The 13,561-nt window shown below is 73.2% G+C and carries 16 protein-coding genes, 1 tRNA gene and 1 pseudogene; 8 read left to right on the top strand and 10 right to left on the bottom strand.

What is annotated here, in order from left to right:
• Window positions 1-246: 246 nt before the first annotated feature.
• The 4 genes from ABD296_RS07060 to upp all read right to left on the bottom strand — a co-directional run bounded on the left by ABD296_RS07060 (window position 247) and on the right by upp (window position 2,867).
• Window positions 247-1,038 carry an endonuclease/exonuclease/phosphatase family protein gene (locus ABD296_RS07060; RefSeq protein WP_344262753.1) on the bottom strand — a complete coding sequence of 264 codons (792 nt, stop codon included), beginning with the start codon at window positions 1,036-1,038 and terminating at the stop codon, window positions 247-249.
• A 53-nt stretch (window positions 1,039-1,091) separates the two neighbouring features.
• A complete protein-coding gene (locus ABD296_RS07055) occupies window positions 1,092-1,622 on the bottom strand; it encodes a PH domain-containing protein (RefSeq protein ID WP_285913316.1) in 531 nt (176 codons plus the stop codon).
• Between the two features lie 154 nt (window positions 1,623-1,776).
• The gene (locus tag ABD296_RS07050; RefSeq protein WP_344262748.1) at window positions 1,777-2,037 is read right to left on the bottom strand and encodes a hypothetical protein; all 261 of its coding nucleotides are present in this window, start codon (window positions 2,035-2,037) and stop codon (window positions 1,777-1,779) included.
• Between the two features lie 191 nt (window positions 2,038-2,228).
• Entirely contained in the window at window positions 2,229-2,867 is a 639-nt protein-coding gene (gene upp / locus ABD296_RS07045) for a uracil phosphoribosyltransferase (RefSeq protein ID WP_344262746.1), read from the bottom strand.
• A gap of 85 nt (window positions 2,868-2,952) precedes the next feature.
• On the opposite strand from upp, the gene ABD296_RS07040 reads away from it, so the two are divergent.
• On the top strand, window positions 2,953-3,312 hold the full coding sequence (locus ABD296_RS07040) for a hypothetical protein (protein WP_344262744.1): 360 nt from the start codon (window positions 2,953-2,955) through the stop codon (window positions 3,310-3,312).
• Window positions 3,313-3,510: 198 nt separating this feature from the next.
• Window positions 3,511-3,996, top strand: a complete 486-nt coding sequence (locus ABD296_RS07035) for a tRNA adenosine deaminase-associated protein (protein WP_344262742.1) — start codon at window positions 3,511-3,513, stop codon at window positions 3,994-3,996.
• 17 nt (window positions 3,997-4,013) lie between these two features.
• Here the strand turns inward: ABD296_RS07035 and ABD296_RS07030 are convergent, their stop codons facing one another.
• Window positions 4,014-5,312, bottom strand: a complete 1,299-nt coding sequence (locus ABD296_RS07030; protein WP_344262741.1) for an alkaline phosphatase family protein — start codon at window positions 5,310-5,312, stop codon at window positions 4,014-4,016.
• 161 nt (window positions 5,313-5,473) lie between these two features.
• Between ABD296_RS07030 and ABD296_RS07025 the strand changes: the two genes are divergently transcribed.
• From ABD296_RS07025 to ABD296_RS07015, 3 genes are all read left to right on the top strand, one after another.
• Complete coding sequence (locus tag ABD296_RS07025; protein WP_344262739.1) at window positions 5,474-5,911, top strand: tRNA adenosine deaminase-associated protein; 438 nt, start codon at window positions 5,474-5,476, stop codon at window positions 5,909-5,911.
• The gene (tadA, locus tag ABD296_RS07020) at window positions 5,904-6,407 is read left to right on the top strand and encodes a tRNA adenosine(34) deaminase TadA (protein ID WP_344262737.1); all 504 of its coding nucleotides are present in this window, start codon (window positions 5,904-5,906) and stop codon (window positions 6,405-6,407) included. Before ABD296_RS07025 ends, tadA begins: the two co-directional genes overlap by 8 nt.
• 10 nt (window positions 6,408-6,417) lie before the next feature.
• Window positions 6,418-6,505 (top strand) — tRNA-Ser (locus ABD296_RS07015).
• A 72-nt stretch (window positions 6,506-6,577) separates the two neighbouring features.
• Here ABD296_RS07015 and ABD296_RS07010 read toward each other — a convergent pair.
• From ABD296_RS07010 to ABD296_RS07000, 3 genes are all read right to left on the bottom strand, one after another.
• On the bottom strand, window positions 6,578-7,459 hold the full coding sequence (locus ABD296_RS07010) for a DMT family transporter (protein WP_344262735.1): 882 nt from the start codon (window positions 7,457-7,459) through the stop codon (window positions 6,578-6,580).
• Entirely contained in the window at window positions 7,459-8,124 is a 666-nt protein-coding gene (locus tag ABD296_RS07005; RefSeq protein ID WP_344262733.1) for a B3/B4 domain-containing protein, read from the bottom strand. The genes ABD296_RS07010 and ABD296_RS07005 overlap by 1 nt, the downstream gene beginning before the upstream one ends.
• Before the next feature lie 144 nt (window positions 8,125-8,268).
• Window positions 8,269-9,204, bottom strand: coding sequence for an RNA polymerase sigma-70 factor (locus ABD296_RS07000; protein WP_344262731.1), 936 nt, complete (start codon window positions 9,202-9,204; stop codon window positions 8,269-8,271).
• A gap of 198 nt (window positions 9,205-9,402) precedes the next feature.
• Here ABD296_RS07000 and ABD296_RS06995 point away from each other — a divergent pair, with 198 nt between their 5' ends.
• Window positions 9,403-9,888: a carboxymuconolactone decarboxylase family protein gene (locus tag ABD296_RS06995; RefSeq protein WP_344262729.1), complete on the top strand. Its 486-nt coding sequence runs from the start codon at window positions 9,403-9,405 to the stop codon at window positions 9,886-9,888.
• A gap of 57 nt (window positions 9,889-9,945) precedes the next feature.
• Here the strand turns inward: ABD296_RS06995 and ABD296_RS06990 are convergent, their stop codons facing one another.
• Complete coding sequence (locus ABD296_RS06990) at window positions 9,946-10,383, bottom strand: MarR family winged helix-turn-helix transcriptional regulator (protein ID WP_344262727.1); 438 nt, start codon at window positions 10,381-10,383, stop codon at window positions 9,946-9,948.
• An 88-nt stretch (window positions 10,384-10,471) separates the two neighbouring features.
• On the opposite strand from ABD296_RS06990, the gene ABD296_RS06985 reads away from it, so the two are divergent.
• Window positions 10,472-11,680, top strand: a complete 1,209-nt coding sequence (locus ABD296_RS06985; RefSeq protein ID WP_344262725.1) for an alpha/beta hydrolase — start codon at window positions 10,472-10,474, stop codon at window positions 11,678-11,680.
• A gap of 105 nt (window positions 11,681-11,785) precedes the next feature.
• Window positions 11,786-12,238 (top strand): iron chaperone, encoded by a 453-nt coding sequence (locus ABD296_RS06980; protein WP_344262723.1) that lies wholly within the window; start codon window positions 11,786-11,788, stop codon window positions 12,236-12,238.
• Between the two features lie 7 nt (window positions 12,239-12,245).
• On the opposite strand, the pseudogene ABD296_RS06975 reads toward ABD296_RS06980, so the two are convergent.
• Window positions 12,246-13,561: pseudogene (locus tag ABD296_RS06975) on the bottom strand (ATPase); the annotation flags it as partial.

Genomic DNA, 13,561 nt, shown 5'->3' with positions numbered 1-13,561 from the left:
CTTAGCGGAAGTAATCAGGCGGCTGGGGTGCCGACATGATTGCACATTGCGGGTTATCGCACATCGAGAGTAATGAAGCGGGACCCCCCGGACCGTCGCGGCACCTGTCGTCTTCGACGTTATCCGACGATCCCCGCAAGATCGCCGATTACGCCGAGATTGCTCTCACTCCCGACGCTTCCGAGGTGAGGAGGCATGGCCGGCAAGGGTAGCGGGCGTGGCCGGTGAGGGGAGGGGGATGCGCGGCTAGCGCGGGTCAAGGTCGGCGATAAGGCCGTAGTGGTCGCTCGGCTGGACGTCGCCGACGGGCGCGTCGAACACGCGGGCGCAGTCGCGCACCGCCAGAGTGGGGCCGCCGTGGAGCCCGCAGCGCACCAGGATGTGGTCGATCCGGCGGAACGGCCAGTCGCCGTCCACCATCAACGGGTTGTCCGGTGTATAGGTGTCGCCCGATTCGTCCGGATGCACGCGCTCCCAGCAGTCCCGGTAGCAGACGCTCATGCCGTGCAGGGACTGCCGGCCCGTCCAGAAGCGCATGCTGGCCGCCTCCGGCGCGGCGTCCATATCCCCCGCGACGACCACGTGCACGGGTCCCTCGCTCAGGTGCTCCTCAATGGCGCGCGCGGCGGCCACCGCCTGGAGCTCCCTTTCGAGCTCGTACTGCAACTGCCAGCTGGGGAAGTGGTTCACGAACATGACGCGGCCGATCGGATCGGGTGCGCGGACGTCCGCGACGAGCGTCGTGCACGCGAATCCGGCCGTGCGCGGCGTGACGTTCAGATCGGCCTCCCACGCCGCCGCCACCGGCCACCGGCTGCCGATCGAGATCCCCTGCCCGTCGGGGTCCCGGTCCGCCTGCTGCACCACCCGGTACTCCGGGCCCAGCAGGTCGGCCGCCTGGTCGTAGGACGCGGTCTCGATCGACTCCTGGAAGGCGACGAGGTCGGGACGCAGGGCGCGGACGCCGTCGGCGATCACCCGCCGCCGCTCGGCCCACCGCCCCCGCACTCCCCACAGGTTCAGCGTCAGGACGCGCATGCCCGGCCCGCTACCCGGCGGGCGGGGCCGCTAACACCCCGCAGGTACCGGGGTCAGTCGTCGGCGGTGGCGTTCTTGTTCGGGAAGATCATCTCGCAGACCTCGAGGTAGAGCTGCTCGGGGTAGGGGAGGTAGGGGACGGCCGACAGGGCCTGGTCCTGGCCGGCGGACTCCAGGACGAACTCGCCGTAGCCGAGCATCCGGCCCGCGATCGTCCGCTTGAAGCTCATGTCGGTGACCTTCGCCAGCGGCATCATCGCGACCTTGCGGGTGATCAGGCCGGTGGTGAGCAGCATCCGCTGGTTGGTGATCACGAAGTAGTCGACCGACCACTCGGCGACCCGCCAGACGAACCAGGCGAGCAGGATCAGCCACGCCCACCAGATCCAGCTGATCACGGTGCCCGCCTGGCTGGCGACGGTGTTGCTCAGCACGCCCGCGATGATCAGTCCGCCGAGCACCAGCCCGACCGGGACCATCAGCACCGCCGGATGCCGGCGCACCGTGATCACCTGGTTCTCGTGCGGGAGAAGGTACTTGTTCACCGAGGCCGGGGCCGAGTCCCCCGGGGTGACCAGCCTCATCGCGGCCTCGGTGCGCGGCGGCGCGCGCCGGCCGGGCGGACGGGAGCCGCCGCGGCCCTCGTCTTGTGCTTGCGTGCGGGCACGGCTGCCTCCCGGAACGTCCCACGGACCCCGGTTCAGTCTCGCACAGCCGCAACCCCCGGCAAAGCAAGGCCTATGGCGCGTTGTCGAGAGAGGAACGGCGCGCCCGGCGGCGTTTCTCCGCCGCCACCGTGGCGAGCACCTCCAGGTGCCGCCGCGCGATCCGCTCCACGAGGTCCGGGGTCGCTCCCCCGCACACCTCGTCCGCGCCGTGCCGCGCGGCGGACACGCACCGTTCCACCGTGTCGGTCTGGTGCACCCCTTCGAACTCCTCGGTGAGCCGCTCGCCGATCGCGGCGTAGCGCGGCAGGTCGCCATCCCCTTGGTGAGTCATCGCGACTCCCCCTAGACCTCGCTCCCACCGCCCGGTCCGTAAAGGTCCCCTGTGCCGGGGCGGCGGAGGGGAACGCGCACTGACGTTCCGTAGCGCGTTCGTACCCCTTGCCACCCGGAACGAACATCCGGAACGAACCACGCAACCGCATCGCTGCTGCTAGACGCCCTGCCCCGCCGGGCACCCGCCCGTCAGACGACGCCGTAGAGGCGGTCGCCGGCGTCGCCGAGGCCCGGCACGATGAAGCCCTGCTCGTTGAGGTGCGAGTCGACCGCGGCGGTGACGACCTTGATGGGCGCGGACGTCCCCGCGAACGCCTCCTCCAGGTACTTGAGGCCCTCGGGGGCGGCGAGCAGGCAGAGGGCCGTCACGTCGTCGGCGCCGCGGTCGAACAGCAGCTTGATCGCGGCGGCGAGCGTCCCGCCGGTGGCGAGCATCGGGTCCAGGACGTAGCACTGCCGGCCGGACAGGTCGTCGGGGAGCCGGGTCGCGTACGTCTGCGCCTGCAGGGTGCCCTCGTCCCGGACCATCCCGAGGAAGCCGACCTCGGCCGTCGGCAGCAGCCGCGTCATCCCGTCCAGCATCCCGAGGCCCGCCCGCAGGATCGGCACCACCAGCGGCTTCGGGCTGGCCAGCTGGACCCCGTCGGCCTCCACCAGCGGCGTGCTCACGGTGGCCGCGGCGACGCGCACGTCACGGGTGGCCTCGTAGGCCAGCAGGGTCACCAGCTCGTCCGCCAGGCGGCGGAACGTGGGGGAGTCGGTGCGGACGTCCCGCAGCGTGGTGAGCTTGTGCGCGACGAGCGGATGGTCGACGGCGAGGGTCTGCATGCGGACACGGTAGCCCAACGCCCGCGCGGGGCGGCCGGGCCTGCAAAGTTGGATAGGACGCCACTGAGCTGGGCACCATGGCGATATGAGCAGCGACAGCGATCAGTGGCCGGCGGGGGCGCGCGAGCCCGCGCCCGAGCGGCCCGGGCCGGCCACCGGCCCTCCGGAGAGCGCGCCGCCGGCTCCCGACTCCCTCGTCCCCCCGCCCGAGCCCGTGCCGCTCCCCGTGGACGCCGACGACGTCGCGGAGGCGGTGACCGATGTCACAGCCGGCGGGCAGGGCGACGTCCCGCCCGAGGTGGTGCGGGAGCGGCTGCGCCGCCGCGCGATCTTCCTGCGGGAGCTGGCGGAGGCCCGGGAGCTGCGCCGCCGGGTGACGCCGCACAGGTCGCGGCGTGCCCGGATCCACGCGGCGCTGCGGCGACGCACCTTCCGCATCAACTGACCGTCCGGGCCGGGCGGGCGTCGCCCCCTTCGCGGGGTGCTGACGCGGATCGAGTAGGTTCGTGCCCTTGGGTACCGGAAAGCGGCGCTGACTCCCCGCTTCACGCGGCGGTGCGGCGCCGAGTTTGGCGGTGGGGCACGCGAGGGCGCGCCGCATCTGCGACCATGCCCAGGCAGGAACCGCGCCGGTGGGGTGGAAATGACGGATGTGGACGCGACGGACTTCGCCGTCGTGGTGTATCGGGAAGACGACCGCTGGGAGGCCGAGATCCTCCCGGTGGCGCTGACCGAGGACCTGGCGGGGCTGATCCATGCCCTGCGCCAGCAGCCCAGCCTGGGCGGGACGATCGGGCTGGTCTCGGTGGGCGACGACTTCTTCGTGGCGATCCGGCTGCTCGGCGACGAGGTGATGGTGTTCCTGTCGGACGTCACCGCCTCGGTCGACTGGCCGCTGGCCGGCCAGGTGCTGGAGTACCTGGACATCCCGATCCCCGAGGACGAGGAGCTCGACCAGGTGCTGCCGGTCGGCGACATGTCGATCTTCACGGACCTGGGGCTCGACGAGATGGAGCTCGGCGCGATCTCCGGCGACCTGGAGCTCTACCCGGACGAGATGCTGCTCAGCGTCGCCGGCCGCGTCGGCTTCGCCCCCGCCTTCGAACGCGCCCTCGACGCCGTGTCCTAGTTCGTCGCCGGGCCTCGCTACTTGAAGCCGTGGGTCATGGCGTAGGCGTTGAGCTCGGCCCAGTCGTCGCCGGTGTGGCTGTGCTGCGGGTCGATGCAGCCGAGCGTGAACGGGCGCGGGACGTCGTAGTGCGGCGCCTTCAGCTTGGGCGCGCTCTCGAAGTCCAGGACCTCGGCGATGTTGCGGGCCGCCGCGTCCCTCACCGAGAGGGGGTCGAGGCCCCAGCGCCACTCGATCGCCTTGAGGACGGACGTGTGGTCGTACACCTCGTGGGCGACGGCGCCGCGCCGGGCGCGCGGTGAGATCAGCAGGCACGGGACGCGGAAGCCGCGCAGGCCGGTGCCGAGGTCGGGGCGCGGGTCGGGGCCGGTGGGCGGCGGGACGTGGTCGAAGAACCCGCCCCACTCGTCGTAGTTGATCACCAGCAGGGTGCGCGCCCAGTTCGGCGAGTCGATGACCGCCGTGTAGACCTTGTTGAGGAAGGCCTGCCCGTACCGGATGTCGGCGAGCGGGTGCTCGTCCTCCGACAGGCCGGGCAGCGCCTCGCCGACGAAGCCGGGCTCGACGAAGCTCACCGCGGGCAGCCGCCCGTTCTTCGCGTCGTTGTAGAACTCCGAGATGTGCCGGCTGATGTCGAGGTGCTTGAGGCCCCACAGCGCGGTGAACGGGACGTCGCTGAAGTAGTAGCGGGCGGGGATCTTCGCGGCCTTCAGCCGGTCCCAGACGGTGGTGAGCTCGGAGAAGGTGAAGGTGTTGGAGATCCGGTCGGTCTGCCCGGCGTGCTGGAAGATCCGGTTGGGGAACGTCGAGGACATGATGGCGGCGAAGTAGCGGTCGCAGAGCGTCCAGTCGAGCGCGGCGTGGCCGTGGAAGCCGAGGTCGGGCCCCTTGAAGTAGCCGATGGAGAACACGTCGTTCTCCCCCGCGCGCAGCCATCCGTCGCATTTGCCGTCGTTGTACTCGGTGCGTCCGCCCGCGTACGAGTGGTCGGGGTCGTTGAAGCCGCACCCGTACGGGACCTTCAGGTGGTGGGTGTCGTGGGTGTTGCCCTGTGCGTCGGTGAAGGTGAGGCCCGCCTGGCGGCCGTCCGCGCCCGGCACCCAGCCCATGTAGTGGTCGAACGACCGGTTCTCCATCATCACGACGACGATGTGGTCGATGCCGGAGTCCCCGGGGTCGGGGAGCGCCGAGACGGGCGCCCGGACGGACGTCGCCGCGTCGGCCGCCGTCCCGCCCGCCCCGCTCGCCGCGATCAGTGCCGCGGCCCCCGCCGTCCCCGCGAGGAACCCGCGCCGCGTCAGCTCGTCCTTGCCCATGGTTCTCCTCCCGCCGCCACGCCGGTGAGAAGTATCACGACGGTTGGGACACCAGGGGAAGAACCGGAGTGGGCCACTGTGGGACAAAACCCGAAATATCCTCATGACCGAAAGGGCAGGAGGGCGGTGACCGGAGCGACCCCGTGCGTCACAATGAGCACGTGTCCTACTTCGCCGCCGTCTTCGCGCGGAGCCCGCAGGGCTGGGTCGGGGCCGAGGCCGTGCTCGCCGAGGCCGAGCACGTCGACGACGTCGCCGACCTGATGCGGGAGGCCGCCGTCGAGTCCTACGGCGATCCGGTGGTCCTGCTGATCGAGCAGGACGACGACTGGTTCGCGGTCGTCCGGCTGGACGGCGACGGCGAGCCCCGCGCCTACGTCTCCACCGTCCGCGAGGACGGGCTCGGCGCGCTGTTCCACCAGCTCGTCGGGGAGGTCCCCGACGGCGACTCCGACGGCGACCCCGCCCTGCTGGAGGACCTCGGGGTCGGTCCCGGGCAGCTCACCGACCTCGGCGAGCGCGCCCTGCCCGGGGACGCGCTGCTGACCGTCGCCGAGCGCGCCGGGTTCGGCGAGGAGTTCGACCGCCTCCGTGACTGATCCGGGCAGCGGCCCCGCCCGGCGGGCGGCGGAGCCGGACGAGGAGTACGGCGCGGCGATGCGGCTGGCGCTGGACGAGGCGCGCGCCGCCGCCCGCGACGGGGAGATCCCCGTCGGCGCCGTCGTCCTGGACGGCTCGGGCGCGGTGATCGGCGCCGGCCGCAACGACCGGGAGCGCAGCGCCGACCCGACCGGGCACGCCGAGATCGTCGCGATGCGGGCCGCCGCGGCGTCGCTGGGGGAATGGCGGCTGTCCGGCTGCACCCTCGTCGTGACGCTGGAGCCCTGCACGATGTGCGCGGGAGCATCCGTCCAGGCCCGCGTCGACCGGATCGTGTACGGCGCGGTCGACCTGAAGGCCGGGGCCGTCGGGTCGCTGTGGGACGTCGTCCGGGACCGCCGCCTCAACCATCGGCCCGAGGTGCTCGCGGGCGTGCTGGCGGAGGAGTGCGGCGCGGTGCTCTCCGAGTTCTTCGCACGCCGCAGATTCCGGTAGGCTTCCCCGCGGTGGTGTCGCCTAGTGGACGAGGGCGCACGCCTCGAAAGCGTGTGAAGGGCAACCTTCCGTGGGTTCGAATCCCACCACCACCGCCACAGGAAAGGCCGCCGACCATCCGTCGGCGGCCCTTTTTCGTTCCCTGACCCGGCGCCTCAGCCGAGAGTGCCTCAGCCGACGGTCACGAGGGCCACGCCTGCCACGGCCACGGCCATGCCCACGCGCTGGACGGCGCGGAGGCGCTCGCTGTAGGCGATCCGGGCCAGCAGCATCGTGATGGCCGGGTAGAGGGACGTCAGCACGGTGACGAGGCTCAGCAGGCCGTCCTGCACGGCGAGGTAGTACAGGGCGTTGGCGCCGGAGTCGAGCACGCCGGACAGCAGCGCGAGGCCGATCAGCGCCTTTCCGGTCACCCGCGGACCCCGGTCGCCGCCCCGGAACCGCACGGCGATCAGCAGTGCCGTGAACACCACGGTCATCGTGCCGACGCGGGCGGCGGCGATCGGCCAGAGCCCGGCACCGTCCCCGGCGGCCTTCAGCAGGATGAAGAAGACGCCGAAGCAGGTGCCGGACACCAGCGCCATCAGCGGGCCGCTGTCCAGCGGGCGGCGGAGGGGGGAGGCGCCGCCGGACGGCTCGGCCTCCTCGCCCTTCTCCATGCTGACCAGGCCGATCGCGACCAGGCACAGCAGGACGCCCAGCACGGCCGCCTCGTCCAGCCGCTCGCCGCGCAGCACGCCGACGCCGACCGGCAGCACCGCCGAGGCCAGCGCCGACACCGGCGCGACCACGTTCATCGGGCCGCGGGCGAGCGCCCGGTAGAAGGTGATCAGGCCGAGGCCGCCGCAGAGGCCGGCCAGGAATCCCCAGACCAGCGAGGGGGGCGAGGGGGCGCCGCCCACGACCACCGCGGCCACCGCGACGACCAGCAGCCCCATCGGGGCGGACAGCGCCAGGGTCTTCAGCGCGGTGGAGTGGCGCGACACCGCGCCGCCGAGGAAGTCGGCGACGCCGAACGCCAGGGCCGTGACGAGCGCGAGGGCGGTGACCATCACTCCCCGCCGATCAGCCGACTCTCGATCCGGACGTCCGGGGAGATGGTCCGGAGCCGGGCGGCGAGGTCGTCGCCGGCGTCGCGGAGCCGGTCGAGCGGGTACGGGGCGAGGCGCTCCAGCAGGAACAGCCCGTTCTTCGTCGTCTCGGTGAGGCGGGTGCGGACGCACTGCCGCCAGTTCCAGCGGCGGCAGGTGACGCCGGCGTCGTCGCGCCAGACGACCTCGCCGGGCGCCGGGTGCTCCACGGCCGGCTCGCCGCCGGCGACCACGTCGAACGGCTCGTCGCCGGTGGCCCTGATCAGGTGGGCGGGCCCCTGGTAGGCGTCGAGGTCCTCGCCGCCGATGGGCAGCGCGTAGGCGACGCTGACGGCGTTGTAGGCGTCGACGACCTTGTTGATGGAGGGGAGCGCGTCGGCGCGGCGCAGGAGGGCGTCCACGGAGGGGCGGGTCCGCTTCGGCTTCGCGCCGAACGCCCGGTACGCCTCGCGCCACGCCTCCACGTGCGGGTCGTCGGCGTCGGCGGCTCCGGCGGCCTCTTGCAGCCAGCCCTCGGACACCGCGTCGCTCGGCCCGTTGCGCAGTCCCTCGGCCGTCATGACGAGGACGGCGAAGTCGGGACGCAGTTCCCGCACGGCCTCGTCCACGGTGATCTGCTCCAGCATCGCCTGCTCCCCTTCCGGGCGGTCATTTCAGTGAACTTGAAAGTTCAGCATACCGACCGACGGGGCGTCGCCGCCAAGGGAATCCCCCTTCCTAACACGGGCGGGCGGCCGTTTGTTCTCGTCCGGCCCCGGCGCGGCCCGGAATCAGCGGCGCAGGAGCGTCTCCCGCTCCATGCGCGACAGCTTCTCGGGGTTCCGGACGGCGTAGAGCCCGGTGATGAGGCCGTCCTCGAGGCGCACCGCGATGACCGTGTCGATCTCGCCGTCGAGCCGGAAGATCAGCGCGGGGTAGCCGTTGACCTGGGCCGCCTCCAGCGAGCCGGCGGCACCGAACCTGCGCAGCCCGGCCGCCAGCGGGGCGACCTTGTCCGCCCCCAGGATCGGCACCAGCGCGGCCTGGGCGACCCCGCCGCCGTCGCCCAGGAAGACGACGTCGGGCGCGAGGATGTCGAACAGGCGCTGCAGATCGCCGGTCTCGACCGCGCGCTGGAACGCCTCCAGCGCGCTGCGGGTCTCGGCGGCGGAGACGGCCCCGCGCGGGCGCCGCGCGGCGACGTGGGCGCGCGCCCGGTGGACGATCTGGCGCACCGCGGCCTGGCTCTTGCCGACGGCCTCGGCGATCTCGTCATAGCCGAGGTCGAACACCTCGCGCAGGACGAACACCGCCCGCTCGGTCGGCGCGAGCGTCTCCATCACCAGCAGCATCGCCATCGAGACGCTGTCGGCCAGCTCGACGTCCTCGGCCACGTCGGGGGAGGTGAGCAGGGGCTCGGGCAGCCACGGGCCGACGTAGGACTCCTTGCGGCGGCGCAGCGTGCGCAGCCGGCCGAGCGCCTGCCGGGTGGTGATCCGGACCAGGTAGGCGCGCTGGTCGCGGACGGTGCCGAGATCGACGCCCGTCCATCGCAGCCAGGTCTCCTGCAGCACGTCCTCGGCGTCGGCGGCCGAGCCGAGCATCTCGTAGGCGACGGTGAACAGCAGGTTGCGGTGGGCGACGAACGCCTCGGTGGCGGCGTCCGCACGGCCGCCGGGCGCGCCCGGTCGGGCCGTGCCCGCCGCCGGTTCGCTGGATTCGCTCATGGCCCGCTCCCACCTGGTCGTCTGTGACTCTCCCACGCCCACGAGATGCCTGCCGCCGCCGTTCTGTGACACCCGCGTCCGGTGGCGCACGTCACATCGCGATGCCGTCACGGGGGTCGGGGCACCGGCATCTCCATGGTCGTCAGCACGCCGAGCGGACGGTCCGCCCGGCACACCGCTCAAGGAGTGAGGACGACCATGGAAGCCCGAATGGACCTGATGGCCAACGAGATCGGCGCCAAGATCGGCAAGCGGTTCTTCAACGTCAGCCTCGCGATCCAGCAGTCGCCGCTGCCCCGGACCGTCCAGGACCTGGTCATGCTGCGCGCCAGCCAGATCAACGGCTGCGGCTGGTGCGTGGACGTCCACACCAAGGAGGCCGCGGGCGCCGGGGAGACCGCGGTGCGGCTGAACCTGGTCGCGGCCTGGCGCGAGTCGACGGTGTTCACCGAGGCCGAGCGGGCCGCGCTGGCCCTGGCCGAGGAGGGCACCCGGCTCGCCGACGCCCACCCGGGCGTGTCCGACGGGACCTGGGCACGGGTGCGCGAGCACTACGACGAGGACCAGATCGCCGCGCTGGTCTACCTGATCGCCATGATCAACGCGGCCAACCGGCTCGGCGTGATCGTCCGCAACCGGGGCGGTTCGTACGAGCCCGCCATGTTCGCCGACCTGGCGAACTGATCCCGGGGGCCCGGCCCGGAGCGATCCGGGCCGGGCCACGGGCGGTCGTTCCGGGCGTCATTCCGGGTCGGGGAGCGTGCGGACCAGGTCGAGCAGGCGCCGGACGTCCGGCAGGACGTGGACGAGACCGGCCTCGGCGACCGCGGCGGCCGCCCGGTCGAAGAAGGGCTGCCGGACCTCGGCGATGCGCCGGACGAGCTCCCGGCCGGCCGGGGTGAGGGTGAGGTCGGCCCGCCGCCGGTCGCGGGCCGAGGGGCGGCGCTCGACCCACCCGGCCACGGCGAGGCGATCGGTGAGCCGGCTGGGGTGGCCGGGGTCGGCGGGCATCCGGGCGCCGAGGTCGGCGATGGAGATGGGCTCCCCGTCGGCGATGACCAGCAGCGCCTCGGCCTGGACGGCGGTGACGCCGAGCGGGCGCAGCAGGTGGTTGAACCGCCGCTCGATCTCCCGCTGCGCGGTCTTCACGGCCATCACCAGTTCGAGTACGGGCTCCACGGGAGGAGTCTATTGCTTCTGTGTCATGACATACATATGCTCGGCCCTCTGGCCAAATATGTGTCATGACACGGAAACGGGGCGGCGGATGCGCAGGATCAGGTTCTCCCGGACGCCGGCGTTCGACTTCGAGGCGCTCCGCGGGCTGTGGACGGCGGCCTACGACGGCGGCGACTTCGGGGAGGTCGCCGCCGTCATGGCACGGGTCCGCAGGGGCGACTTCGAGTCCTGGTACCGGGAGTGGTCGGCGATGGCGAGCACCGTCGCGGAGCGCGGGCACGCGTACGGCGAGCCGGTGTCGCGGGGCACGGCGCTGCTGCGGGCCGCCAACTACCTGCGGCAGGCCGAGTTCTTCCTGGACCCGGCCGATCCGCGGCGCACCGAGACCGCCGCGGCGGGCCGGGACCTGTTCGACGCCGGGCTGGCCGGTCTCGGAGTCGACGCCTCCCGCGTCCACATCCCCTACGACGACGCGCGGCTGGAGGCGCTGCTCCTGCGGCCCGCGGACCCCGGCGCCCGCACGGTGATGGTGGTGCAGGGCGGCTTCGACTCCACGCTGGAGGAGCTGTACTTCATGTTCGGCGCCGCGGCGGTGCGGCGCGGCCACTGGGTGCTGATGTTCACCGGCCCCGGGCAGGGGTCGGCGCTGCGCGAGCACGGCCTGCCGTTCACCGCCGCATGGGAGCGTCCCACGCGGGCGGTGCTCGACTGGCTGAGCGGCGTCGTCGAGCCCCGCCTCCTCGTCGGTGTCGGCATCAGCTTCGGCGGCCACCTGGTGGCCAGGGCCGCCGCGTCCGAACCGCGCTACGACGGCATCGTCCTCTACGACTACTTCCCCGGCATGCTCACCGCGTTCCTGCACAACGTGCCCCGGCCGGTGCGCGGCGCGTTCCAGCGCATGCCGTGGTGGATGCGGCGCGCCGTCCCCCTTTACGGCAGGTTCGACGCCCAGGCCCGGTGGGGCGTCGGCAACGCGCTGTGGACGTTCGGCGCCGGGACGCTCCCCGGCCTGATCGACGCGATGCGGCCCTTCGACGACCGCGCGTGGGCCGGCGGGATCACCGCGGACGCGCTCGTCCTGCTCGCCGAGCGGGAGCACTTCTACGACCCCGCGCTCGGCCACGACTTCGCCGCCCGCCTCACCGGCGCCCGCTCGGTGCGGGTGCACACCTTCACCGAGGCCGACGGCGGGCATCGGCACTGCCAGAACGGCGCCCTCCAGCAGGCCCATGAAGTGATCTTCGACTGGGTCCACGGCCTGACCCGCGCGGAACCGGTACCGAGTGCCTTTCCGTAGTGAGCACGGAGGCGGCCCGCACTCCTGCCGGGAGAGTCTGTGACCACGGCGATCAGCCCGGACGACACCGGGCCGATCACGACCCGACTATCAATAGGAGTGACCATGGCCGGCAGCAAGAGCAGCACGTACGAGGGGTTCACGGCCGAGGAGCGGGCCGCGATGAAGGAGCACGCCCAGGAGGAGAAGAAGGCGGCGCGGCGCGGCTCGCCGGCGGACAAGGCGGCGGAGGCGGAGCGGGACGTGCTCGCGAAGATCGCCGAGATGGGGGACACGGACCGGATCATGGCCGAGCGCGTCCACGCCGTCGTCACCTCCGCCGCCCCGGTCCTCGCGCCGAAGCTCTGGTACGGGATGCCCGCGTACGCCCTGGACGGCAAGGTCGCCTGCTTCTTCCAGAGCGCGGCGAAGTTCAAGGCGCGCTACGCGACGCTCGGGTTCAACGACGCGGCGAAGCTGGACGAGGGCCCGATGTGGGCGACCGCCTTCGCGCTGACCGAGGTGACGGACGAGGTGGAGGCGCGCATCGCCGCCCTGGTGAAGCAGGCCGTGAGCTGACGCCCGGCTACCGGGCGGGGGCGGCGCCGAGGTCGGCGAGCGCGGCCTGTCCGGCGGCGGCGTGCTCACCGCCGGCGAGCACCAGGGTGCGCGCCGCCTGGTACCGGCAGCCGGCCGACTCGAACGCCGCGGCGGCGGCGAGCTGCCGCGGCAGGTCGCCGTCGAGCAGCGCCTCCGCCCGGTCCACCTGGGCGGAGGCGACCGGGTTGCCGGTGACGAGGGCGCGGGCGGCGGCGATCCGGTCGCGGGCGTCCGGGTGCCCGGCGAGCACCGCCGCCTCCGCCCTGAGCGCCGCGTACCAGTGCAGCCAGACCCAGCAGACCCACTTCCACACCTGGTCCGGCTCCGGCGCGACCCGTTCCAGCGCCGCGTCGACCTCGCCGCGATGGAGCAGGACCATGGTGTCGAAGACGGCGCCGTAGCCGAGGCGGTGGTCCGCTTCGGGGCCGGCCCGGCCGACGATCGCGAGCCAGGCCGCCCGGGCGTCCTCGTCGCCACGCAGGCCGTGGACCATCGCGACCGACGCGGCGGCCGGGCCGAGCGAGCGCGACCGCAGCCGCCCGCTCTTCTCCCACGCGTCGAGGAACCGCACGCTGGTGGTGCGCACGTCGCCGACATTGCCGCTGAACGCGTCCGCGACCAGCAGCCAGGACGTGGCGTGGTGGCCCGCCTCGGCGAGCAGCGGATGGTCGGCGAGCCGCCTGCCCCACCGGCGGGCCTCTGGCAGCTCGCCGACGCCGACGGCGGTTCCGGCGGCCATGGCGAGGGCGTCCATCAGCTCGTGCGTACCGGCGGGGGTGGACGGCTCGGACCCCAGCAGGCCGATCCGGCGGCGGGCCGCGGCCGCGGCGGCGAAGGCGTCACCGGCCCAGCTCTGGGCGCCGGACAGCGCGTCGAGGGCGGCGGACTCCGTCACCGGGTCGCCCGCGCGGCGGGCCAGCTCGACCGCCCGTTCGGCCTGCTCGACCGTCTCCTGAACGGGGTTGTCCGGGTCGCCCTGGACCGCGCCGAACGCGTCCGCGAGCACCGCCGCCTCGGCCAGCGCGTCGGCCCCCTCGGCGGCCGGTTCCGCGCCGGACAGCTCCCGCGCCTCCACGAGCATGCCCTTCACCTCGTCCACGGGTGGGGTGGACGCGAACGAGCTGGAGAAGCGGTACGCGACGGTCGCGGCGGTGGCCAGCCCGCGGCCGGCGCCGGCGGTGTCCCCGGCCCGGCGGGCGGCCTCGGCGGCGGCGCGGTGCAGGCGGTACATCTCGCCGTCGACGCTGCGGCACCCGGCCACGGCGGCGGCGTGCCGCAGCGCCACGGCAGGGGCGGGGGGAT

The sequence above is a fragment of the Actinomadura napierensis genome, assembly GCF_039529375.1.
In the GTDB taxonomy this organism is placed as follows: Bacteria; Actinomycetota; Actinomycetes; order Streptosporangiales; family Streptosporangiaceae; genus Spirillospora; species Spirillospora napierensis.
The sequence above is the reverse complement of the archived record's forward strand: the minus strand, read 5'-3'. Positions and strand labels throughout refer to the sequence as shown.